This window comes from Salibacter halophilus (assembly GCF_008806325.1).
In the GTDB taxonomy this organism is placed as follows: Bacteria; Bacteroidota; Bacteroidia; order Flavobacteriales_G; family Salibacteraceae; genus Salibacter; species Salibacter halophilus.
In genome coordinates this window covers 24,524-46,742 of record NZ_WACR01000004.1, presented here as the reverse complement: position 1 = coordinate 46,742, position 22,219 = coordinate 24,524, and the positions used below count along the sequence as shown (strand labels likewise).

The 22,219-nt window shown below is 39.9% G+C and carries 20 protein-coding genes; 5 read left to right on the top strand and 15 right to left on the bottom strand.

The annotated features are described in order from the left end of the window. Positions 1–115: 115 nt before the first annotated feature. The 6 genes from F3059_RS05070 to F3059_RS05045 form a co-directional block, all read right to left on the bottom strand. Positions 116–1,711, bottom strand: coding sequence for a T9SS type A sorting domain-containing protein (locus tag F3059_RS05070; RefSeq protein ID WP_151167047.1), 1,596 nt, complete (start codon positions 1,709–1,711; stop codon positions 116–118). A 155-nt stretch (positions 1,712–1,866) separates the two neighbouring features. Then, positions 1,867–3,567, bottom strand: a complete 1,701-nt coding sequence (locus F3059_RS05065; protein ID WP_151167046.1) for a tetratricopeptide repeat protein — start codon at positions 3,565–3,567, stop codon at positions 1,867–1,869. A gap of 192 nt (positions 3,568–3,759) precedes the next feature. Beyond that, positions 3,760–4,542, bottom strand: coding sequence for a DJ-1/PfpI family protein (locus F3059_RS05060; protein ID WP_151167045.1), 783 nt, complete (start codon positions 4,540–4,542; stop codon positions 3,760–3,762). 66 nt (positions 4,543–4,608) lie between these two features. Further along, complete coding sequence (locus F3059_RS05055; protein ID WP_151167044.1) at positions 4,609–5,175, bottom strand: Crp/Fnr family transcriptional regulator; 567 nt, start codon at positions 5,173–5,175, stop codon at positions 4,609–4,611. A gap of 72 nt (positions 5,176–5,247) precedes the next feature. Then, entirely contained in the window at positions 5,248–6,027 is a 780-nt protein-coding gene (locus F3059_RS05050) for a hypothetical protein (RefSeq protein WP_151167043.1), read from the bottom strand. Between the two features lie 45 nt (positions 6,028–6,072). After that, complete coding sequence (locus F3059_RS05045) at positions 6,073–7,053, bottom strand: hypothetical protein (RefSeq protein WP_151167042.1); 981 nt, start codon at positions 7,051–7,053, stop codon at positions 6,073–6,075. A 495-nt stretch (positions 7,054–7,548) separates the two neighbouring features. Here F3059_RS05045 and F3059_RS05040 point away from each other — a divergent pair, with 495 nt between their 5' ends. The 5 genes from F3059_RS05040 (at position 7,549) to feoB (ending at position 12,902) form a co-directional block, all read left to right on the top strand. Further along, positions 7,549–9,003: a catalase gene (locus tag F3059_RS05040; protein ID WP_151167041.1), complete on the top strand. Its 1,455-nt coding sequence runs from the start codon at positions 7,549–7,551 to the stop codon at positions 9,001–9,003. Then, on the top strand, positions 9,003–9,485 hold the full coding sequence (locus tag F3059_RS05035; protein WP_151167040.1) for an ankyrin repeat domain-containing protein: 483 nt from the start codon (positions 9,003–9,005) through the stop codon (positions 9,483–9,485). The genes F3059_RS05040 and F3059_RS05035 overlap by 1 nt, the downstream gene beginning before the upstream one ends. Positions 9,486–9,555: 70 nt before the next feature. Further along, complete coding sequence (locus F3059_RS05030) at positions 9,556–10,257, top strand: acetolactate decarboxylase (protein WP_151167039.1); 702 nt, start codon at positions 9,556–9,558, stop codon at positions 10,255–10,257. Further along, entirely contained in the window at positions 10,247–10,711 is a 465-nt protein-coding gene (locus tag F3059_RS05025) for a DinB family protein (RefSeq protein WP_151167038.1), read from the top strand. Before F3059_RS05030 ends, F3059_RS05025 begins: the two co-directional genes overlap by 11 nt. 76 nt (positions 10,712–10,787) lie before the next feature. Beyond that, the gene (gene feoB / locus F3059_RS05020) at positions 10,788–12,902 is read left to right on the top strand and encodes a ferrous iron transport protein B (protein WP_151167037.1); all 2,115 of its coding nucleotides are present in this window, start codon (positions 10,788–10,790) and stop codon (positions 12,900–12,902) included. On the opposite strand, the gene F3059_RS05015 is transcribed toward feoB, so the two are convergent. The 9 genes from F3059_RS05015 to F3059_RS04975 form a co-directional block, all read right to left on the bottom strand. Beyond that, complete coding sequence (locus F3059_RS05015) at positions 12,887–13,126, bottom strand: FeoA family protein (protein WP_151167036.1); 240 nt, start codon at positions 13,124–13,126, stop codon at positions 12,887–12,889. The two genes, feoB and F3059_RS05015, sit on opposite strands and share 16 nt — an antisense overlap. A 102-nt stretch (positions 13,127–13,228) precedes the next feature. After that, a complete protein-coding gene (locus tag F3059_RS05010; protein ID WP_151167035.1) occupies positions 13,229–13,933 on the bottom strand; it encodes a sulfite exporter TauE/SafE family protein in 705 nt (234 codons plus the stop codon). Next, entirely contained in the window at positions 13,930–14,373 is a 444-nt protein-coding gene (locus tag F3059_RS05005) for a FixH family protein (RefSeq protein ID WP_151167034.1), read from the bottom strand. The genes F3059_RS05010 and F3059_RS05005 overlap by 4 nt, the downstream gene beginning before the upstream one ends. A gap of 6 nt (positions 14,374–14,379) precedes the next feature. After that, positions 14,380–15,789, bottom strand: a complete 1,410-nt coding sequence (gene ccoG / locus F3059_RS05000; protein ID WP_151167033.1) for a cytochrome c oxidase accessory protein CcoG — start codon at positions 15,787–15,789, stop codon at positions 14,380–14,382. Between the two features lie 9 nt (positions 15,790–15,798). Next, positions 15,799–16,998, bottom strand: coding sequence for a cbb3-type cytochrome c oxidase N-terminal domain-containing protein (locus tag F3059_RS04995; protein WP_223274545.1), 1,200 nt, complete (start codon positions 16,996–16,998; stop codon positions 15,799–15,801). Between the two features lie 23 nt (positions 16,999–17,021). Continuing rightward, positions 17,022–17,177, bottom strand: coding sequence for a cbb3-type cytochrome c oxidase subunit 3 (locus F3059_RS04990; protein ID WP_223274544.1), 156 nt, complete (start codon positions 17,175–17,177; stop codon positions 17,022–17,024). 87 nt (positions 17,178–17,264) lie between these two features. Next, complete coding sequence (ccoN, locus tag F3059_RS04985; protein ID WP_151167031.1) at positions 17,265–19,487, bottom strand: cytochrome-c oxidase, cbb3-type subunit I; 2,223 nt, start codon at positions 19,485–19,487, stop codon at positions 17,265–17,267. A 15-nt stretch (positions 19,488–19,502) separates the two neighbouring features. Next, positions 19,503–19,670, bottom strand: coding sequence for a cbb3-type cytochrome oxidase assembly protein CcoS (gene ccoS / locus F3059_RS04980; RefSeq protein ID WP_151167030.1), 168 nt, complete (start codon positions 19,668–19,670; stop codon positions 19,503–19,505). 117 nt (positions 19,671–19,787) lie between these two features. Then, complete coding sequence (locus tag F3059_RS04975) at positions 19,788–22,184, bottom strand: heavy metal translocating P-type ATPase (protein ID WP_151167029.1); 2,397 nt, start codon at positions 22,182–22,184, stop codon at positions 19,788–19,790. Positions 22,185–22,219: the final 35 nt, after the last annotated feature.

Here is a 22,219-nt window from a genome sequence, read left to right as displayed (position 1 = left end):
CTCATTAAATGTTAGGTATAATGGTCGTCAAATTTCTACTATTACTTAAAGAAGAATTTAAAACAACTATACTGTAATGCTTTTTCTTGAAAAAGCCCCCTGTATAAGCCCCAGTTTATTTATTGATTATCAAAAGCTTGGAACCTTTTCTCCTTCCTTTTGAATATACTGATAAATAATAGCTCCCATTTTTAACATGGCTTATATCCACTTTCCTGCCTGGATTTTCAATCTGTAAAAAGCTTCTCCCCATAATATCTACAATTTCAAGTTTATCTATCTCTTGATATGAGTCTATTTGAATTATGTTTTGTGCTGGGTTTGGGTACATTTTAAACTGCACAGCAGTTTGTTCTTCTACAGATACCTGAATCGGATTTAATTTCCAGATTTCAGCTCCGTGAATACCATCATCAGCAGCGAAATACAACTTATTATTAAAAACCTCAAAATCAGAAGGGTTACTGCCTTCTGAACCTGGATTAACATCACTAACCAACCATGGGGTCGAAGTTCCATCATACGCATATAACTCTGGTCCATCAAAGCCATTGTCTGCAGTAAAATAGAACAGGCCATCTAATACGGCATATCTTTTTTTCTTCATAAAACTACTGCGGCTTATTGAGGAAGCTGCCCCCGGGTTTATATCTGAAACCAGTTCGGGTCTGGTAATTCCATCATATTCCCATAATTCATATCCGTTTATTGAATCTGTCCTAATAAAAAGTAACCTGTCCTTAAATTTGATCGCTTGACCTATTGTTGTATCTGAGACTGCTACAACCGGGTTAACACCATCATAAGTATATAATTGTTGATGAAAGTTACTATCTAGCCCGGTGAATACAAGTTTATTATTCACTTCATAGAAACTATGCAGCTGTTTAAATTTCTTATTGTTTATGGGTATTAATTGCGCTGCACCTGAGCCATTGTACCTGTGTAAAGCCACCAATCCATTTGTGCCTGTATTACCGGCAAAATACAACTCATTCTGAAAAAGTTTAAACCGAGGAGTTAAAATACCAGAAGTAGAGGGTAGTCCGTTTGCAGAACCTGGTACTATATCCGTTCTACGACTGGCTGTTCCCCCATTGTAACTCCAAATTTCTAGTCCATTTGACTGAGTAAGTGCTGAAAAATAAAGGACATTATTCATTTCAATGAAATCACTGGGAAATGAGCCAAAAAAACCGGTATTGATATTTTGAATACCCACAATGGATGAACTAAACCCATCATATTTAAAGAGTTCCTCTCCAAAAGTTACTGAATTATCATCGTAGGCAAACACTAATTGATTATTGTAATTGGTTAATTGTTCATCATCATTGGTCCGATAGGTATTTTGAGCCCCAAACGCATTAACCTTATGCAAGGTACCTGAATTATAGCGATACAACTCAGTATTTCCATTGCTGGGAGAAGCCAAAAAACAAACTACAGAATTCAATTTTGTAAACCCAAACGCCCGCGAATTGCCCGAAGGTCTGATATCCCCTATAAGTTGAACATTACCTGCAGTGTCCAATACATAGGGTTCTATTCCTAAACTAGCACTATTTGCACTAAAGAATAGCTGATTCCCGATAGCTCTTAAATAAGCTGGGGCACTACTGCCCGCTGTGTCAATATCTGTAACTCTGATTTGTGCTACAGCACTAAACACTTGTAATAGTAAAAGAAGTTGAATACTTGCTTTTTTCATGGAGAATAGTTTTTAAGTTAAATGAAAGTTCAAATAAACTTTTAAAGCATCACCAAATGAAGAAAACGAGGTATGCAAAAGGCGTCAAAGCAACAAACGCTCTCATTAACAGCAAGTTATAATTATCCTGATAATTAGAAAAGAATATATCGTAATTACAAACTGTTTAAGAAATCAGCTAAATCCTGTTCAGCACCTAAGCTCATTTTTTTCTTGATTCTGTATCGAGCCGACTTAACAGAGTCAGTTGAAACAGAAAGTGTGTGAGCGGTTTCTTTAAGTGAATACCTCAACTTACTCAAAGAACAAACTCGTAATTCACTATTAGTTAAGTTAGGATACTCTTTCTTTAAAGTATCATAAAACCCTCCATGAAGATCATTTAAGTAAACTTCAAATTTTTTCCAGTCATCATCAATTTTTAGTGATTTTTTAAGTGTTGACTTTACATCCTTGTATAAAAGCGAAGGAGCAGCATCTTTCCCCTTAACCACTTTTCTTTCAAAGGACTTCAAAATTTGGTTTTTCTCGTTAATTTGTAGTGATAGGTTTACCAGGTTCTGATTCTTTAATTTAAGTTCTGCTTCCTGTAAAACGCTCTGCCTTTTCTTTTGCTTAAGAAGTAATAGAAAAATAGTTATTGATAAGATTAGGACAACACCTAAGGCAATCAGAATCGTCCGACTCCTTGTTTGATTCAAAACATCAATTTGATGCTGGTCTTCAAGTTTAGAAATTTCAGCTTCTTTCTTTACCAAGTCTAAATTTGTTTTAGCTTTTAGTAACAATTCATCGGACTTCCTCTTCTGACTCTCTTCCATCCAGCCAATTACTTCATTTAAATAATATACCGCACTATCCATCATTCCTAGTTCAGTATACGATTGGGCTATGTTTTCATAAGCGGTTCTACGGTTTTGTATATTTCCTTTTAAGTCAAGCGATAAGTGGAAAAAAGAGATCGCTTTTTTAAATTGCTTTTTACCCATATAGATTTTACCCAAACCACTATAAATAAGCGGGTCAACCTTAAAGTCTGATTGTTCATATATATTTAATGCTTTTAAAAACATATTCTCTGCCTCACTGCTATCCTTTACATTATGCATGTAAAAATTCCCCATGTTCGTATAAACATTCGCCTCCATATCAGCGTTATTTTTCACATAAGAATGGTTTAGGATCATCGATAAAGACTCTAAAACATTTGCGGTATCATTTCTAAGCAACAACTTTATCCCCATGTAATTAGAAAGAACTACAGCCATGGGTTTATAATTTTCAATGGAAGTAGCTTTTAGGTAAGCTTCTTCAAATGAATGCAGTGTTTGCTCTAATTCTCCTTTTGCATAAAAGGCATTACCCATATTAACCAACACTTCAACCAACCCTTTTTTATGATCTATTCTACTATTCTTCTCATAGGCTAAGTTTAAATAGTGTAAAGCACTATCAGGCTTTTCAACTGATAGGAAATAAACCCCCATTTTGTTGAATAGGTCCGCACTATCTTTAGTAGATTTTAGTAGCCTTTTCTGCAAAGCCTTTTTGAAATAAACAATAGAAGAATCTGATAATCCATGTATTTGAAACAAGTACCCTTTGCGAACTAAGCTTTGTAATAGCCCTTTATCATAATGACTTTGTATACTTTTTGCTTCAGCTCTTTGTACCCATTTAAGAGCTACCGAAAGTTCAGGTGTGACACTTCGCCTAGAAAGCTTGAGATAGATATTTACTTTTTGTGTATCAGATTGTGCTTCATTTAGTTCAGCAAGAAGACTATCTGATCGTTTTTCAGCTCTTAAAGAAAGAGACAATAAAAACAGCAGGAAAATAGAAATCTGTTTTACCATTTAGCCGGCAAACTTAGAACAAAATTGAAGTTGTCGTGTAAGCCCAGCTAGTTCGTTATATGATTTATTATGTGGTTTAACTACATTAATTGTATTTTTTAATCAGCCCCATAACAAACAGGAACGGTTACTAAATGAATTCTCATCAACAATCACTCTAATCCATAACTCGCCTATGAGTCTTTTTTAGGCTTACTCTTTTCCAGGATATTCAATTAATGCTTTTAAATAAAGTTTATTAAAAGCCTCTCCAGAGTAAGGATTTTGACTGGTAATCAAATTTCTATCTCTTATTGCATAGTTTGCTTTAGGTAAGCCATGCCTGTACTTTAATCCCAACTTTTTTAATCTCTTCGCTATTTTTCTGTTTTGAGGCTTTCCCTTCATAATAAAGTGCTCAATAACAAACTCCTCAAGAGGTGAAACGGAATTGACTTTAAAACCGATGTAAGGGTTTTCCTCTTTTGGAATTGTGAGAATGAGGCTTGGTGCATGACAGATTAAGCCTGTGGGCTTTTCTTCTCCTGCAAAATACTTTAGCAGCTTGGGAATATTGGGATTACATTGTAAGTCTATCATTAATCCCTGTCCACCCGGAATTATCAACCCGATGTAATCAGGTTTGTTTTCGATTGCAGCTTTAAGAGTTTTAGGATTATTAAATAAGCTGTCACTTCTGACAAATGACAACGCTTTTTCCTTTATTTCTAAATTGTTCCAGTACTTATCATCAATACTTTCTTTATCTATGGTTGCCGTTACTCCATTTGGTGTAGCAAAATCTACAGAATAACCATTCTCAGTGACAGATTTGTAAGCCAGATAAAATTCATTTAAGAAAACACCTGTCTGCCGTAATTTTTCTCCATTATTGAGCTCTAAGGTGTCTGCAGAACTCATTACAAATAAAACTTTGTTTTGTGCGAAAACCACATTGGTTATTAGCACAAACGCTACTAATATTAAATTTTTCATACTTATGATATTTGCTGACAAAACTCATGAGTAGAAAAATTTAATGCATTTACATATGTAAAGATTTCACTTTTTAGCCCTGATACGACTCAACTGAGTTGGCGAAATACCTAAATATGAAGCGATATGGTATTGGCTAATTTGATTCTCTAAATTGGGATGTTCTCTTTTAAATATCTCATAACGTTGTCTGGCTTCAAGCGTGACAAGTTCTATCTCTCTCTTTTCCTTTATTGCGAACTTATATTCTGCTAATATCCTGGCAAGACTTTCAATCCTGGGATAATCTCTATACAGAGAAGTAATTTTAGTAAAATCCGCTACAAGAAGTGTACAGTCGGTCAGACACTGTATGTTTATCAGGTTTTTCTGTTTGGTGGTTATCGAGGAGTAGGCAGCAACAAAACTTGGAGGTGTAAAAAACGTTTTGTTGTATTCATCTCCAGAGTCATTTCTGAAAAATGCACGCATCACCCCGTTTGAGAGAAATGCTAGCTTCGAAGAATATTCACCCTCCCTTGCAATGTAATCGTACTTTTCGAGCTTAACCTCATAAAACAAGCTGGTAAACACCTCACATTCATTTTCTGTAAAGTGTATTAATTTTTCTAAATATGCTCTCAATTCATCCACTTAATACTCCTGTATTAGAAGTTCTGATATCGGTTCTGAACAAATTCATTCCAAACAACAATGAGTCCAAACCTACTCACTTATCCTAAACGCCAAGTTATCTTCATTCTCTCCGTAATAATCCAGTAAAGCTCTTTCTAAAATAGCATCATTCTTCATTCTGCTGAACAATTCGCTTCTCACGTCTTTCAAATACTCATCCAGGGATGTGATTGAATCTCTGTACTTTTTACAAGCTTGAGTCTTTTCAACGCTGTACGATTCATCTATTTGTGAGGAATCCTTAACCAAATCATTGAAAATTCCCTCGTAGCAGAATGCTTCCAGTAACGTGTAATCCTTCTCCCAATTTGCTTCATCCACACCGTTCAATCCCACGCAAATATGAGTCTGAACAGAAGTATCAGGAAAGACTTTATCACAATAGAAAAACTTCGATGCCACTTCCATCAATTCTTCTTTACTGTAAGAAATGGTTGATTCATAGTCAGATCCAGTTATAGCATCACTCGTTGTTTCAAAGTAATTTTTCAGTTTCTTGTCCCGCACATATTCTTTCAAATAGAGGCGTTTGAGTTTTGTCGTATCCGGGTATAAACTCCAAATCTCTTTTCTTCTCTCCGATCGTTCAGGAAGATGAATCTCTGAAACATTGATGAGCAAATATTCAAACCTGCGTTTGTAAGGTTGCAATTCACTTTGTGATCGAAGCTCAGGCATAGCGGATGCTTTAATCTTCCCTTCCTTCTCATAAGTGTGAACAGCGATTTTTACGTGTTTATCTATAATAGAGTCATTGTTCTTACAGGAAGCAAGCGCAAGTATTATGAAAATGCTTAGGTGTTTGATCATTTTGAGTTAACTGAGTGTAAGAAATATTTATTTCCAATGTTTGAATTATTTTAACGGTACCTCATTTCTTAAAAAATCTAAACAATCGTAAGCTGGAAATAGAGTAGGTTTCATTTTAGGGTTAGATCTTCTTATGAGATTGATTTCTAATTTAGTTAATTTATACGCAGAACAAATAGACTCTGTATCAAGTTCATTAAGTCCTAATCTTAATATGTTAGTGGGACTAAAACCAAATCCTAATATATATATTTTATTAGCTTTACTTAATAGCTTTTTCGCTGAAGTAAATTCTTTATCAGAATCAATATCTTCATGAATAATCTTAATTGAATCAGCAACATACTTTAACTCACCATGATTTTTTGGTTGGTAACCAAAAGGAATATCCATATCTTGAGTCTCCCAGGGTAATGGACCCAGTTTTCCGTGAAGATGAATTATTGGAGTAGTTTTCAACAACTCATAACTTTCAACTATCGACTTACCATAAGTAGCACGTAATGAATTTATTAAATAATACTCAAGAGAACGATCATAATTGAATGTAATAAAAGATATTTGATTATCTGCGAAGCTATCATAAGTTGAATTCATAATGTTTCGCAAATATTTATACCAATCAGGATTATCGTACAAATATTGACTTGATTCAAATTGTAATAGATTATAGGCAATAGCGGCTTTTCCAATTGGAATATACTCAACTCTATGCTCAAGAAATGCATCTACTGAATTTAGTTGAGAAACTACTAAGTCATTTCTGAAGCTAAGTATTTCATTTTTAGTGTGACCCAAATCTAGTAACATCTGAAACAATGGATTAGCTGATTTAGAATCATCCTCAACTGGAGTTTCTTTGTAAGGTGCGCCTTTCATAAGACTAGAACCTATTAACTCTTTCTTCAATAATGGCTTATACTCTAAACTTGAATAAATTAAGTCAACAAGTTCACTTCCTAAAGGAAAACCAAATGGTTTACTTGCTCCTGCCCCTAATACAAATACTGTCTTTTCTTGTATCATCTATAATGATAAAATATAATATAACAAGTATACCCATCTTTTCACTTTTCCACAATTACTATCAGTGTTTTTGATTCACTGGGATTGTTTTTAGTCACGAGGTTTAAGCGTTTAGAATGGCCACAAAGTCGCAAAGGCTCAAAGTTATTTCCTGGTGGGTTTGTAGCTGAAAACTTAACCTCAGCATTCTAACTCCCTACTACTTCGACTCCGCAAAGACTGCGCTCAGCATCCGGGTCTGAAGGTTTAAAACACATTTCCTATTTCGTTCTTGAGTTTGCGAAAGAACATATCTCCTCCACCTCACTCTCATTCTCACTGTCGCTCTTCTTCGGCCCCGGCCTCAACTTCCGGCTCTGACCATTAAATTCAGTAAAGTTATCCTGTTTTCAATCAATATAATTTATTTTTATACATCGATTAGAAGTAAAAAACCAGATCTTCGTAATAAGCGCTTCCGAGTAGCTAATTTCGGAGAAATAAATTTTGACAACTATGGCAAAAAAGAAAAAACTCACTACATCAGCCGGTTCTCCGGTTCCGAATAATCAAAAGTCACTCACTGCCGGAAAAAGAGGCCCGGTACAGTTGCAGGATTATCAACTGGTAGAAAAACTGGCTCACCAAAACCGCGAACGCATCCCTGAACGCGTGGTACACGCCAAAGGCTGGGGTGCTCAGGGTACTTTCACTGTAACTAACGATATTTCTAAATACACGAAAGCGAAACTTTTTAGTGAAGTAGGTAAAAAGACTGAAGTACTGGCTCGTTTCTCTACGGTAGCAGGGGAAAAAGGTGCTGCAGATACGGAGCGCGATGTCCGCGGATTCTCTCTCAAATTCTACACTGAGGAAGGAAACTGGGACATGGTAGGAAATAACACTCCGGTATTTTTCATCAGAGACGGCTACAAATTCCCAGATTTCATCAGAACACAAAAGCGTCATCCAAAAACGAATTTACGTAACCCAACAGCTATGTGGGATTTTTGGTCGCAGGTTCCAGAGTCGCTCCACCAGGTAACAATTCTCATGAGTGACCGCGGATTACCCCAAACCCCTATGCACATGAACGGTTATGGTTCACACACATTTTCTTTTTGGAATGATGAGGGTGAGCGTTATTGGGTGAAATTTCACTTTAAAACGGAACAGGGTCACGATTTTTACACGGATGAGGAAGCTGAAAAAATAACAGGTAAAACACGAGAAAAATACCAGGAAGAATTATTCAACTCCATTGAAAAAAGGAACTATCCAAAATGGAAGCTCAAGGTTCAAATAATGCCTGAGAAAGATGCGGAAAAAGTTCCTTACAATCCGTTCGATTTAACACGTGTTTGGCCACATGATGATTATCCGTTAATTGAAGTGGGGGAACTGGAACTCAACAAAAATCCTGATAATTACTTCCAGTACATCGAAAATGCGGCTTACTCGCCATCTAATATAGTTCCGGGAATTGCGTTCTCTCCCGATAAAATGTTGCAAGCACGTATCTTCTCTTACGCTGATGCTCACCGCTACAGACTAGGAACACATTACGAGGCACTACCTGTAAATGCACCAAAAAATGCAGAGGTAAATCACTATCACAAAGACGGCTCAATGCGTTTCTTCGACAATAACAGCGATAATCCCGATGCATATTACGAGCCAAATTCATTTGATGGCCCGGTTGAAGATCCAACAGCTCAGGAGCCGCCATTAAAAGTAAGTGGAGATATTTCTCGTTATGAAGACAATGATGAATTGAGCGATTTTGAACAACCGGGAAATCTCTTCAGGTTGTTTGACGATGCACAAAAAGAGCGTTTGTTCAACAACATTGCTCGCGCAATGGAAGGCGTTCCGCAGGAAATCATTGATCGTCAGTTGCAACACTTTGACAAAGCTGATCCGGATTACGGAAAAGGCGTTCGTGAAGCACTCAAAAAACATTACGGATAATGGAAACTGCAACACGACAACACGAATTTGACCAGGCGCTGCGCGAAGGAGATATCGAGACAATTGGAAATCTAGTTCATCAAGATGAATCGCTACTGTCAGAACCGAACGAAGCCGGCTATCCGGCTCTGATCATGGCCGCGTATTACGACAATGAAAAGGCTGTGGAAAAACTGATCGATCTGGGAGCTCCTTTGGACGCTAGAGATAGATCGGGTAATACGGCTCTGATGGGTGCCTGTTTTAAAGGATTTGAAAAAACGGTAAAAACGCTGATTGAGAATGGCGCTGATGTGAATGCGCAAAACCTCAATGGTGCAACAGCCCTGAGCTATGCCTGCACTTTTAATCAGCCTGAGATAGCTGACATCCTAATTAAAAACGGTGGCGATCCCATGATCAAAGATGCGCGAGGAAATACAGCCATCGACCAGGGAAAGATGCAGGGTTTGAAATGGGTTGATACGTTAAAAACCGATTAAATCTGCTTTTTTCGTTTTACATTTGACCAAACTCCCGTTCTTTTGAGCGGGAGTTTTTTAATTTGCAGAAATGAGATTTTTAACCATTATTTTTCTGTTCTCGATTTCAATTATCGGCTTCAGTCAGGAAGTTCACACATCCGGTGCTCTGAAAAACGTCATGAAAAAAGGTGATCTCTCAGCACACCTCAGTTTAGACTCCCTCAAAACCAAAAAGAATCTCTATGCCTTGGGTCCGCTCGAAGGACTTAAAGGGGAAATCATGATACTAGACAGCAAACCGCTTATCGGATTTGAAAAAGATCAAAAAGCAGTTGTTGAGAGCTCATTTAACCACAAAGCGAGCATGCTGGTTTGGGCTCAGGTAGAAGAATGGAAAGAAATTCAAATTCCCGCTTCGGTCAGATCCAAAAAAGAACTTGAAAACTTCATTCATAAGACCGCTTTAGAAAATGGCATCTCCTCCTCTACTGCTTTTCCGTTTTTGGTTGAAGGGGAATTTAGCTCTGTAGACTGGCACGTTGTCAACTGGGATGAAAACGATAAAGAACACAATCACCATAAACATCGGACTTCAGGTCCGCACGGAACCAAAAACGACTTAAACGGAACTATATTAGGCTTCTACAGCGATCACCACAAGGGAGTTTTTACACACCACACGACAAACATTCACATGCATATATCGGATAGCAAACACTCTTTTGCAGCTCATGCTGATGATGTAACTTTATCCAATGCTGTTTTAAAAATACCAAACTATGACCGTTGATATTCACAATAAGAGAAAGAAAGCTATTGATCAATTGCGATCATTGAGCGAATCAGCAAAGCCTGTGTTCGGAATAATGACCCCACAACACATGATTGAGCACCTTGGCGAAACTATTATCATGTCAAATGGTAAAGTGGAGCTACCGCTAATGGTTGAAGAAAGCAATGCCCGTGCTACAAAGGAAAAAATCATTGACGGTGAAGCACCAATCCCGAAAGGTGTCGTTCAGCCCGGCTCTGACCGAAAATTAAAAGAGTTGCGCTTTAAGTCTCTCAAAGAAGCGATTGATAAGTTGGAAAAAGGACTGGAAGCATTTGACGATTATTTCATCAATAATCCCAACTCAAAGCCCATGCACCCGATTATGGGTAACCTCAACCATTCTGAATGGATTGTGTTTCATAACAAGCACTTCAAGCATCACTTTGAGCAATTTGAGCTTTTAAAATAAGAGTGATTCTTATTTAGAATAACTACAAATAGGTATTGTAGGAATAACTCGGAAAAACCACCTTTGCAATTGCAAAATGAGTGAGGGGAAGAAGAAAATAGCGCTTGTCGGTAATCCGAATTCCGGAAAAACATCACTGTTCAATGCCCTTACGGGAATGAACCAAAAAGTGGGGAATTTCCCGGGCGTTACGGTAGACAAGAAAGTTGGCGGATTTAAAGACAGCTCGGGCAACGGGTATCGTGTTATCGACTTGCCCGGCATCTACAGCTTATCGCCAAAATCACTCGATGAAGAAGTTGCCTGTAAAGTTCTTTTTCAACCTGAGGCACAAGAACATCCCGATGGCGTGATCATCGTGATCGATGCTTCAAACCTCAAGCGAAACTTATTTCTCGCCACCCAGGTAATCGATTTAGGAATTCCGGCTATCGTAGCGCTCAACATGAGTGACATTGCTGAAAAAAGTGGTGTCTCGATCGACAATAAAGCGCTGGAAGAAAAAATGGGCGTTCCTGTTCTGGCGATCAACGCTAAATCGAAAGAGGGCGTCAGCGAGCTCAAAGATAGAATTGACGAATTACAGCCGGGCAAAGTAACTTTCTTTCGCCCGTCTGATAAGATGAAAAAACTGGGCAATGATTTGCTCAAGGATATACTCAATGTCGATCACGATTACCGTGCTTTTAAGCTCTCGGTAAGTATCAATCGCTACAGTTGGCTAAGTGAGAAAAAGGACGCTTTAAACAGGGCTTTTTCAGATCTCGAGATCAACCCCAAAAAAGAGGAAATCCTCGAGATATCAGAACGCTACAGGAAAATCGGAAAGATCCTTCCTTTCGTAATGGCTGAAGTGGAACCGGATGACGGACCAAAAGCTATCACAGCCAAGCTCGATAAATATCTGACACATCCCGTTTACGGATTTATCATTTTCGTAGCGGTCTTTTTCTTGTTGTTCCAGGCAGTTTTCAGCTTCGCAGCCTACCCGATGGATATGATCGACTATGCATTTGGTTGGTTGTCGGGTGCTGTGATGGATGCGCTACCCACAAACATGTTTACTGATTTCCTCGCTAATGGTATCGTGGCCGGGATTGGCGGTATTGTCATTTTTGTGCCTCAAATTATGATTCTGTTCGGACTCGTGACATTGCTGGAAGATACCGGCTACATGGCACGCGTCAGCTTCATGAACGATCGCTTTTTGCGAAGTGTGGGAATGAACGGACGATCAGTCGTTCCGCTAGTGAGTGGATTTGCGTGTGCAATCCCAGCTATTATGGCTGCCCGCAACATCGATAACTGGAAAGAGCGCATGATCACGATTATGGTTACTCCGCTCATGAGTTGCTCAGCACGCTTACCGGTTTACGTATTTTTAGTGGGCTTTATCGTTCCGGAGGAATATTACTTTGGCTTTATCAGCTTACAGGGATTGTTCATGCTCGGGCTTTACTTGCTGGGATTACTCCTGGGAATTGGTGTGGCATGGGTTTTCAATCTCGTGTTGCAGAATAAAGTCCAGAGCTCGTTTATTCTAGAATTGCCTACCTATCGTGCTCCTCGCTGGGGAAATGTATGGACGAGCATGATCAACAAAGGCTACACATTTGTTACTGAAGCCGGAAAAGTGATTCTCATTATTTCGATTTTGTTGTGGGGACTCTCCTCTTTCGGACCCGGAGATGCTATGCAAAAGGTTGATGAGAAATACGATAAAATGGCTCAAACCGAACAGCATACACCTCAACGAATAGAAACGATGCGCAACACAGAGAAACTCGAAAACTCTTATGCCGGAATCATGGGAAGAGCGATTGAGCCTGCTATTCAGCCATTGGGCTTTGACTGGCGAATAGGTATTGCTGTTGTCACTTCATTCGCTGCCCGCGAAGTATTCGTAGGAACCATGTCTATTCTCTACAGCGTAGAAGGAGAAGCGGATAACATACAGGCTCTGAAAGAAAAGATGAAGAACAGTGTCAACCCCAGAACGGGCGAAGCATACATGAGTATTCCAACAGCTTCATCACTGTTGATTTTCTATGTGATTGCGATGCAGTGTATGAGCACACTGGCGATTACGAAACGGGAAACCAATAGTTGGAAATGGCCAATTCTGCAGTTTTCATACCTAACTGCACTGGCTTACATAGCGAGTTTTATCACTTATCAGGCGTTGGTATAACCTGCCGGAATTTTCACCTCAACCTTAGCGGCATCAGCTTTACGAAGACTGAATTTGTATCCAACTACAGAAATAGCAATTGGATCACCCATTGGTGCAACATTTTCAATGACAACCAATTCACCGGGTAAACATCCCATTTCCATGAGTTGCTCCGTTACTGAGCTATCTTCGATTTCTGTGATAATCGCTTCCTGACCTTGTTTTAAATCTGAAAGTTTCATTGCATTCAAATATACGTAGGTGAGATTAATTTAGCTTTATTTAGACTGAATTTAACTAAAAAATACCTAAAAGTTGGTAGTGATGGTCAGAGCCAAAATCTGTCAATCACACTCGGTGATTGCCGGGTTAACAAACTCAATTTCAGGACTTACATAGGGAATCCCGAGGTTCATCCCACGCAAAATAAGCAAAACGCCCATTACTCCGATCAGAACCGGAATGGCCTTGCGGAATTTGGTTCTTACCGATGCAGAAAACAAACTGCCGGCCATCGTTGCCGATAACATCAGCGGAAGCGTTCCCATGCCAAAAAACAGCATGTAAATTGCACCTTCAGACCAACCACCGGTTGAGATTGCTCCGGCAAGTGCCAGGTAAACCATTCCGCAAGGTAAAAGTCCGTTGAGAACACCAATCGAGTAAACAGACTCGGCAGAGTGCGTTTTAAAGAGTTTTTTAAAGCGTCCCATGAGTCGGCCAACGACTTTGTAAGCTGTCTTTTCCAGCGGAATTTTAGCATTTGTGAGGCGAGGAATGATCACCGCCAATAAGAAAACAATTCCCAACCCGATGGAAACTCCACGTTGAACACCTGCCGTGAAAAAGGTTTTTCCAAGCAAACCAAATAGCAAACCGAGGATCATGTAGGTTGAAATTCTGCCTGCGTTGTAAATAGCGGCTCCGGTTGCTACCTGTAGTTTTGATTGTCGTTTTACAGGTATCGCCATAGCGATTGGTCCGCACATTCCCATGCAGTGTAGGCTACTGATTAGCCCTAGCGATATGGCGGTCCAATACGGAATCACGGTACAAATACAGTTTCTTCAACGTAAAAACCTGTTTGGTTTTCAGTCCAATCGGCCTGTACGATGTATTTTCCTTTGCGCAATTTTTCAAACGGAATGAATAAGCGTTGAGCTGTATCGAGTTTCATCTCAAAAGTCATGTCCAACGCTTTGCTCGATGGTCTAAAAAGCTTTACTGTTCCAGAATCGGGAGTGTTATCAACTCCCATAAATTCTAGAATGAGGTGCTCTTTGTCAAAAGTTGTCGCGATTCGTTTATCAGCTCGAAGTGCATTTTCGCGCTTATCGATTTCATCCTGGAATGTCAACTCTTTGGCGTAGTAGTCCTCGGCAACGAGATCATACTCTCTGTTAAAGCTCATGAAAAGAACATAGGAAAAACCAACGATGATCATCACTAAAACGATCGTAATTCCATGTCCCCAGTTGAACTTTTTCATATTCGATTATTTAATTGGACCAATAAATGATGTTGTGTTGACATCTAACCTGCGGTCACCGCCATATACGCCAACTTCAACTTTTGTTTTCATTCCATCGAGTTCGCTTTCATCGAGTATGATGAAAAAAGCTCCCTCAATGTACTCTCCCTTTTTGACAACCAGATCTTTACCTACCATCTTAATTTCCCCGTGTTCTGATTCTATTTGAAAATGAATAGGTAATTCTTCGTTCGTTTTGTTGATGACTTTGTACTGGTACAGGTTGCTCAATCTGCCATCTTCAGTTTTTTGATAAATGGTACCAGGTGCACGGAGTATTGTGGCTTCGGCATCGGTTCTGAAAGCGAAAAGCATTAACAGCACTCCTACTAAAACTCCCAGAACTCCGGTATAAGCGAACATTCTGCTCGTAAAAGTGAATTCTTTTTTCTCGCGAATGTTTTCTTCAGATGCGTAACGGATGAGTCCGCGGTCAAAACCTACTTTATCCATTATCGCATCACAAGCATCTATACAAGCGGTGCAGTTGATACATTCGAGCTGAGTACCGTTCCTGATATCGATCCCTGTTGGACAAACATCCACGCAGGCATGACAATCGATGCAATCTCCTTTGCCCTGCTCTTCCCGATCTTCTCTTCTTTTGAATCTGCCGCGTTTTTCACCGCGAACAAAGTCGTAAGCCACAACAATTGACTTGCTGTCGAGCAGCACGCCCTGCAGCCTTCCGTACGGACAAACAACTGTACAAACCTGTTCCCTGAATTTGGAGAAAACCCCGTAGAAAACACCCGTGAAAATCACCATAGATGTGAGTCCGCCAACGTGTTCTCTTGGATGATCACTTACCAAACTAAACCAGTCGTGATCACCGATAATATAAATCAAAAACAGATTTGAAATGATAAAGGACAGCCCAAAGAAAATAGCGTGCTTGAGCGTTTTTTTCCTGATCTTTTCACCGTTCCACTTCATTTGATCGAGCTTGCGCTGTTTGCGAAAATCGCCCTCAATCCAGTACTCGATCTTGCGGAATACCATCTCCATAAAAATAGTTTGCGGGCAAACCCACCCACAAAAAAGTCGGCCGTAAATAACGGTGAAAAGGATGATAAACACAATCATGGTTATCATCCCTATCACGAAAAGATAAAAATCCTGTGGCCAAAAAATCTGTCCAAAAAAGACAAACTTTCGGTCGATGACATTCAGCATGATGAGAGGTTCCCCACCAATTTTAATGAAGGGTGCAGAAAAGAAGAATGCGAGCAATACATAGCTCACATAACTTCTCCATTTGTAATATCTGCCCTGAGGCTTTTTGGGATAAATCCAATTCCTTTTTCCTTCTTCATCTACCGTAGCGATGCTATCTCTAAAAGCATCTCTATTCACTTCTTCAGCTAATCCCATAATCGTATTCTATAGCGCAGCTACATCATCTTTTTGGTCAGATCCAGACTCTTCCTCAGTGTTTTCGTCACCTTTTTCAGTTTCGGTGTCAGTTTCACTGTCAGATCCTGAATCTTCAACCTCCGGTTCCCAAATCTCACCTTGTGGTTCCTTTTGGTTAGGAGGATTTGTACCTACAAATGTTTTCACGTAGCTGGCAACTTTTTGCATTTGAGGTGGTGTCAATTGATCTTCCCAGGCAATCATTCCTTTTGAAGTAACACCGTATTTAATGGTTTTAAAAACATCCTTAATGCTACCACCGTGTAACCAGTACTTATCTGTGAGGTTTGGTCCTACACCTCCCTGTCCCTGATTACCGTGACAGGCAACGCAGTTTGCATCGTAGATTGATTTTCCTTCAGCCAATGCAGATTTGTCTTCGAGCATCGTCACATTAGACTCATCAACCTGATTTTCAAGACTTGCTAAATAAGCTTCTTTCTGTTTTGCAGCTTCAGCCATTTCAGCTTTGAACTCGCGTTCCTGCATATTTCCATCCAGGTAAACGTGGTAATAGCCAATGTAGACAACAGCAGCTACAATTGTAATGTAAAAACCTGCAAGCCACCATGGTGGAAGGTTGTTATCAAGCTCAACAATTCCATCGTATTCGTGATCCGTCATTACTTCTTCTTCCTCTTCAACCGGAACACTGTCAGTAAGCTTTTGCATCAATTTGCTCCATGCACTCTCTTTCTCAGCAATTGCCTCAACACCTTCTTTTGCTGTAGTGAGTGTTCTGATCAATGATCTCAACATTCCTAAAAGAATTAGAATACAGAGCAATAAAACACCATTGAGCGAAAGCAAGAGGTTTTCCAACCCACTGTCGAGGTGAAACGGGCTCTGACCACTATCCTGTGCAAAAGCAGAGAAAGATGAAAGGACAAAACCAACTGTTACAACACCTGCCGCCTTTTTGCTTGTGAGAGCTGAAGTCCACAGTTTTTTACTTCCTGTAAGGTTGCGGATAATATTCCCAATTGTGAAAATTAAGATAATTTGAAAAGCGATCATTCCCAGTAAGATGTACAATTTCCATGTATCAGACATCCCGGCAGACTCAACTTTTTGCTCTGCTTCCTGGGCAATCGTAGCAAGAGGTAATAAAAAGCTACCTGCAAAAAGGGCTTTTTTCAATACCGTATTTATTCGTTGACTTTTCATTTTAATTCAATGTTTTTCAGGAGTTATTGATTAGGTTCATCGTTGATCGGGATATTTGCACATTCCTCTGCTGTGCTTTTACGCATTGTAATCACATAAATTATGAATCCCACAAATACTGAGAAAAAGATCAAAAACGAGATCAAAGGAAAAATCTCAATATCTGTGATTGATGACATGTGATGTTTGATGAATTTTAGCATAATCTTTTTGTTTTGGAAGAGGAGGCCAAATAGCCTCCAAATCCTATTTCACAAACCAATATCTTATTCTTCGTTTTGTTGATCCTGAGCTTTAATATCAGTTCCCAGTCTCTGTAAGTAAGCAATCAACGCCACAATTTCTTTATCAGGTGATACTTCATAACCTTCTTCAGTCAATCCGCTGGCAATCTCTTCAGCCTGACTGTTGAGATCTTTGAGTGCTTCCTGAGAGTAACCTTCTTCATAAGGAACTCCAAGAGTTTGCATCGCTTCAATCTTATCAGGAGTATTGCTTACATCCAGGTCATTCTCAAACAACCATGGATATGGTGGCATAATTGAGCCGGGAGAAGTTAACTCCGGATCCAGCATGTGGCGATAGTGCCATGAATCAGGGTACTTGTTACCCAACCTGTGAACATCAGGACCAGTTCGTTTTGAGCCCCAAAGGTGTGGGTGATCGTAAACATATTCTCCTGCCTTGGAATAATCACCATAACGAACAACTTCAGATCTAAACGGACGAACCATTTGAGAGTGGCAGTTATTACAGCCTTCTCTGATGTAAATATCACGACCTTCTAATTCGAGTGGTGTGTAAGGTTTTACGCTGGCAATTGTTGGAACGTTACTTTTCACAAGGAAAGTAGGAACCATTTCAATTACACCTCCAATTACAACAGCTACAAGTGAAAGGATGAAAAATTGAACTGGACGTCTTTCAATCCATCTGTGCCAGTATTCTCCTTTTGGCTTTTTGTATTTCTTAGGTAGTGCAGGAGCCTGAGCTGTTTCAGTTTTCACAAAAGAGCCTTTTTGGGCAGTTTTCCAAAGGTTGATAACACCTAAGATAGCTCCCGTTAAGTACAACGCTCCACCAATTGCTCTGAGGCCGTACATCGGTGCGAGCTGAGTAACTGTTTCGAGGAAGTTCGGATAGGCCAAAATTCCTTCATCAGTAAACTGCTTCCACATAGAAGCCTGAGTCCAACCTGCCCAGTACATTGGCAGTGCCCAAAACAGAATACCCAATGTTCCGATCCAGAAGTGAGCATTCGCCATTTTAGTACTCCACAGTTTGCCGCCCCACATTTTAGGGAACAACCAGTAAAGCATACCGAACGCCATGAAACCATTCCATCCGAGACCTCCGATGTGAACGTGAGCCGGAATCCAGTCTGTATAGTGAGCAATTGCGTTCAATGAACGAGTTGAAAGCATTGGGCCTTCAAATGTACTCATACCGTAAGCCGTGATCGCTACGACAAAGAATTTCAAAACCGGATCTTCTCTCACTCGGTCCCATGCACCGCGAAGTGTGAGCAATCCGTTGAGCATACCACCCCAAGATGGGAAGATGAGCATTATACTAAATACAGTGCCCAATGATTGAGCCCAATCTGGAAGTGCTGTGTACAACAAGTGGTGAGGACCAGCCCATATATAAATGAAGATGAGCGCCCAAAAGTGAATAATCGATAATCGATAAGAGTAAACAGGACGGTTAGCCGCTTTTGGAACAAAGTAGTACATCAATCCCAAAATTGGTGTAGTGAGGAAGAAGGCCACGGCATTGTGACCGTACCACCACTGAACCAGGGCATCCTGCACACCTGCAAAAATACTGTAAGACTTAAATAGGCTAACAGGAAGTTCGAGGTTGTTGACAATATGAAGCATTGCAACTGTGAGGAACGTAGAGATGTAAAACCAAATAGCAACGTAGAGGTGACGCTCTCTCCTGTTGAGGATTGTCATAAACATGTTGATCCCAAACACTACCCAAACAACTGCAATTGCAATGTCGATTGGCCATTCGAGTTCAGCGTACTCTTTACTTGAGTTAAAACCTAATGGGAGCGTGATAGCAGCAGCTAAAATAATTGCCTGCCATCCCCAAAAGTTAAAATTCGATAGCTTTTTACTCCACATCGGGGTTTTGAGCAATCGAGGCATGGAGTAATAAACTCCTGTAAAAATGGAGTTCCCCACAAAAGCAAAAATAATTGCATTCGTGTGGAGTGGTCTAATTCGACCAAATGTTATGTACGGTATACCAGCATTGATCTCCGGAAACACAAATTCCAGAGCTGCTGTCAAACCAACTAACATTCCCACAATACCAAAAACTAGAGTAGCGATAGCAAATTTTCTTACGATTTCATTATCGTACTCAAACGTTTCCAATTTGGCAGAACTCCCTTCCACCTTGCGCTTAACATCGGCAGCATCAGTACTGACTTCTTTTTTGTCCTCAGCTGCTTTATTTACATTGTCTTCGGCCATCGGATAATGATTTGATTATTTGTTTTTAGATTTTTTCTCGTTGTTTATATCGTCAAATAAAATGCGTACACCCGGTGTGTAATCGTCTTCGTATTGACCCGTTTTTATACTCCACAGGAATGCGGCTAAAAAGCCCAATGCGGCCAGCAAACTGATCCCTATCAAAATATAAATTACACTCATTTCTTCTATTTTAAGATTACTTAACAAAAGTGAAGTTCTCGAAAGGTAAAAAAAATGAGTGCAATCACAGCAAAATATGACTTTCGTCAGTTTTAAATTTATGTGAATTGCAAACTGTTATTGGTCAGATCCAATAAGCCTTCCCGCCCATCTTGTGGCAATTGTCGTGAAAGCTACTACAGTTATAGAACTGAGCGGCATCAAAATAGCTGCGAGTATAGGTGTCAACAAGCCCTGGACAGCGAAAAACATCCCGATCGTGTTGTAAGCAATCGAGATCCCAAAACTGATTTTAACGATTCGCAGTGCTTTTTTACTGAAGTCTAAATAGGTGTCTAAATAACTAAAAGAAGAAGCATCTAAAATTCCGTCACAAGCCGGTGAAAACTGATACACATCCTCAGCAACTGCTATGCCTACATCTGCTTTCTTGAGCGCTCCGGCATCGTTGAGTCCATCTCCTACCATGACTGCTTTGTGCCCGTGCTTTTGAAGTGCTGATACAAACTCGAGTTTATCTTCAGGTGACTGGTTGAACTGCATGTGTTTTCGGTCTTCAAAATACGGCTGTACTCTCTCCATTTCAGCTTCGTTATCACCTGATAACAAGAACATTTCAAACTTTTCTTTCAATCTGGTAAGCAGAGAATTTAAACCCGGTCTAAACTCTTTTTGAAGCGTGAATTTCCCCAGCACTTTTCCATCAACTGCGAGATAGCTTTCTGTCGACAATGCTTTTATCGGATCTGACTGTTGAACCCAGCTCGACTTGCCGAGTAATAAATGATGACCATCTATTTTGGCTTCTATCCCTTTACCCTCGTACTCCTCAAAATACTGGATTGGAACGGGATCTGACTGTAAAGAATTTGCTATTGCTTTGCTCACGGGATGATTCGATTGATTCGTGAGTGAGTAAACCCATCTTTTAACCTCATCGTTGAGCGCCTCACCATCGTAAACGACTGTGGCATTTTTACTGAGCGTGATGGTTCCGGTTTTATCAAAAATGAGCGTATCAGAGTAAGCCATTTTCTCAATCGCATCAGTGTTTTTGAGGAATAGTCCGTTCTTTCCCAAAATGCGCATTGCGTTTCCAAATGTAAAAGGGACGGTCAGAGCCAAAGCACACGGACACGCCACAATAAGCACTGAAGTAAATACCTGCACCGCGCTTGACGAATCCAGGAACAGCCAAATGACAAAAGTGATCGTAGCCAAAATGAGTACGCCAATCGTAAAGTAACGACTCATCCGGTTGACGATGCTGTTGATAGGTGTTTCGGCTTTTTGAAATGCCTCCTGATTCCACAAATTGGTCAGATAACTTTGCGAAACGGGCTTAATCGTCTCAACTTCGATAGAAGCTCCCATTTGCCTACCACCGGCAAACAGTTTATCGCCTTTGTGTTTGTGAACAGGTTGAGATTCTCCTGTTACAAAGCTGTAATCGATTCGTGCCTCATCACTCGTTAAAACGGAATCAGCCGGAATCAATTCTTTGTTTTTGATTTCCAGTATGTCTCCAACTACCACATTTTTAAGTGGAATAATTTCCTTAGCTCCATCTACGATTTTGGAAACAGCAATGGGAAAATAACTCTTGTAATCGCGCTCAAATGAAAGTGCCTGATAAGTGTATTCCTGGTACCATTTCCCTACCAAAAGCAGGAAAACGAACATGGCAAATGAATCCATGAACCCCACTCCTGTTCCTGTCACAATCTCGGTTGTGCTCCTCAAGAACAACGCTATTATCCCGATGCTGATCGGTAAATCAATGTTGACGAACTTTCCTTTGAGCGCTTTGTATGCAGATTTGTAATAATCTGATGCACTGTACAAAAAGACCGGCAATGCGAGCGCTAAATTCAAATACCCGAATAGCTTCTGATACTGATCATCAACGATATCATTGATCGATAAATACTCGGGAAAGCTGAGCAGCATGATATTTCCAAAAGCAAATCCAGCAACGCCCAACTTGTAGTAAAAAGGTTTCCCTATTGTCTTTTTCTTCTTTTTGTCAGATCCCAAATTGATAGCCGGCTCATAACCTATCGTAGCCAACAATTCAACCAAACTTCTAAGTGATCCTTCTTCAGCGTTAAACGTGACGTAAACTTCTTTCTTTAAAAAGTTAACCTGAGACCGAATAACTGAAGAATCGAGACGGTTTAAGTGTTCGAGTAACCAAATACACGAACTACAATGAATCTTGGGAACGTAGAATGTGACTTTCGCTACATCCTCTTCGTGAAAATCGAGCAAGCTCTCAGCAACTTCTTCGTTGTCGAGAAATTTATACTTCTCCCCTAAATCTGAATTGATGCGAATACCCGGATTTTCTTCCAAATCGTAATAAGCGCACATCTCGTTTTCATCGAGAAGTTCAAAAACCATCTTGCAACCCTCACAACAAAAAGTTTTGTCGTGAGCGTGGATAACTCCGGTATCACATGGGCCACCACAATGGTAACAAGTCGCTTTGGTATGAGGATTTGGATTGGACATTGCGCTGCAAATTTCTCACAACAATTCATCCCAGA

Coding starts and splice junctions, on each gene's coding strand:
- ccoG (WP_151167033.1), bottom strand. CDS start 15,789: ATGGGATTAGCTGAAGAAGTGAATAGAGATGCTTTTAGAGATAGCATC.
- F3059_RS05040 (WP_151167041.1), top strand. CDS start 7,549: ATGGCAAAAAAGAAAAAACTCACTACATCAGCCGGTTCTCCGGTTCCG.
- F3059_RS05005 (WP_151167034.1), bottom strand. CDS start 14,373: ATGAAAAAGTTCAACTGGGGACATGGAATTACGATCGTTTTAGTGATG.
- F3059_RS05050 (WP_151167043.1), bottom strand. CDS start 6,027: ATGATCAAACACCTAAGCATTTTCATAATACTTGCGCTTGCTTCCTGT.
- ccoN (WP_151167031.1), bottom strand. CDS start 19,487: ATGGCCGAAGACAATGTAAATAAAGCAGCTGAGGACAAAAAAGAAGTC.
- F3059_RS05035 (WP_151167040.1), top strand. CDS start 9,003: ATGGAAACTGCAACACGACAACACGAATTTGACCAGGCGCTGCGCGAA.
- F3059_RS05030 (WP_151167039.1), top strand. CDS start 9,556: ATGAGATTTTTAACCATTATTTTTCTGTTCTCGATTTCAATTATCGGC.
- F3059_RS05060 (WP_151167045.1), bottom strand. CDS start 4,542: ATGAAAAATTTAATATTAGTAGCGTTTGTGCTAATAACCAATGTGGTT.
- feoB (WP_151167037.1), top strand. CDS start 10,788: ATGAGTGAGGGGAAGAAGAAAATAGCGCTTGTCGGTAATCCGAATTCC.
- ccoS (WP_151167030.1), bottom strand. CDS start 19,670: ATGAGTGTAATTTATATTTTGATAGGGATCAGTTTGCTGGCCGCATTG.
- F3059_RS04990 (WP_223274544.1), bottom strand. CDS start 17,177: ATGTCATCAATCACAGATATTGAGATTTTTCCTTTGATCTCGTTTTTG.
- F3059_RS05025 (WP_151167038.1), top strand. CDS start 10,247: ATGACCGTTGATATTCACAATAAGAGAAAGAAAGCTATTGATCAATTG.
- F3059_RS05045 (WP_151167042.1), bottom strand. CDS start 7,053: ATGATACAAGAAAAGACAGTATTTGTATTAGGGGCAGGAGCAAGTAAA.
- F3059_RS05065 (WP_151167046.1), bottom strand. CDS start 3,567: ATGGTAAAACAGATTTCTATTTTCCTGCTGTTTTTATTGTCTCTTTCT.
- F3059_RS04975 (WP_151167029.1), bottom strand. CDS start 22,184: ATGTCCAATCCAAATCCTCATACCAAAGCGACTTGTTACCATTGTGGT.
- F3059_RS05070 (WP_151167047.1), bottom strand. CDS start 1,711: ATGAAAAAAGCAAGTATTCAACTTCTTTTACTATTACAAGTGTTTAGT.
- F3059_RS05015 (WP_151167036.1), bottom strand. CDS start 13,126: ATGAAACTTTCAGATTTAAAACAAGGTCAGGAAGCGATTATCACAGAA.
- F3059_RS04995 (WP_223274545.1), bottom strand. CDS start 16,998: ATGAAAAGTCAACGAATAAATACGGTATTGAAAAAAGCCCTTTTTGCA.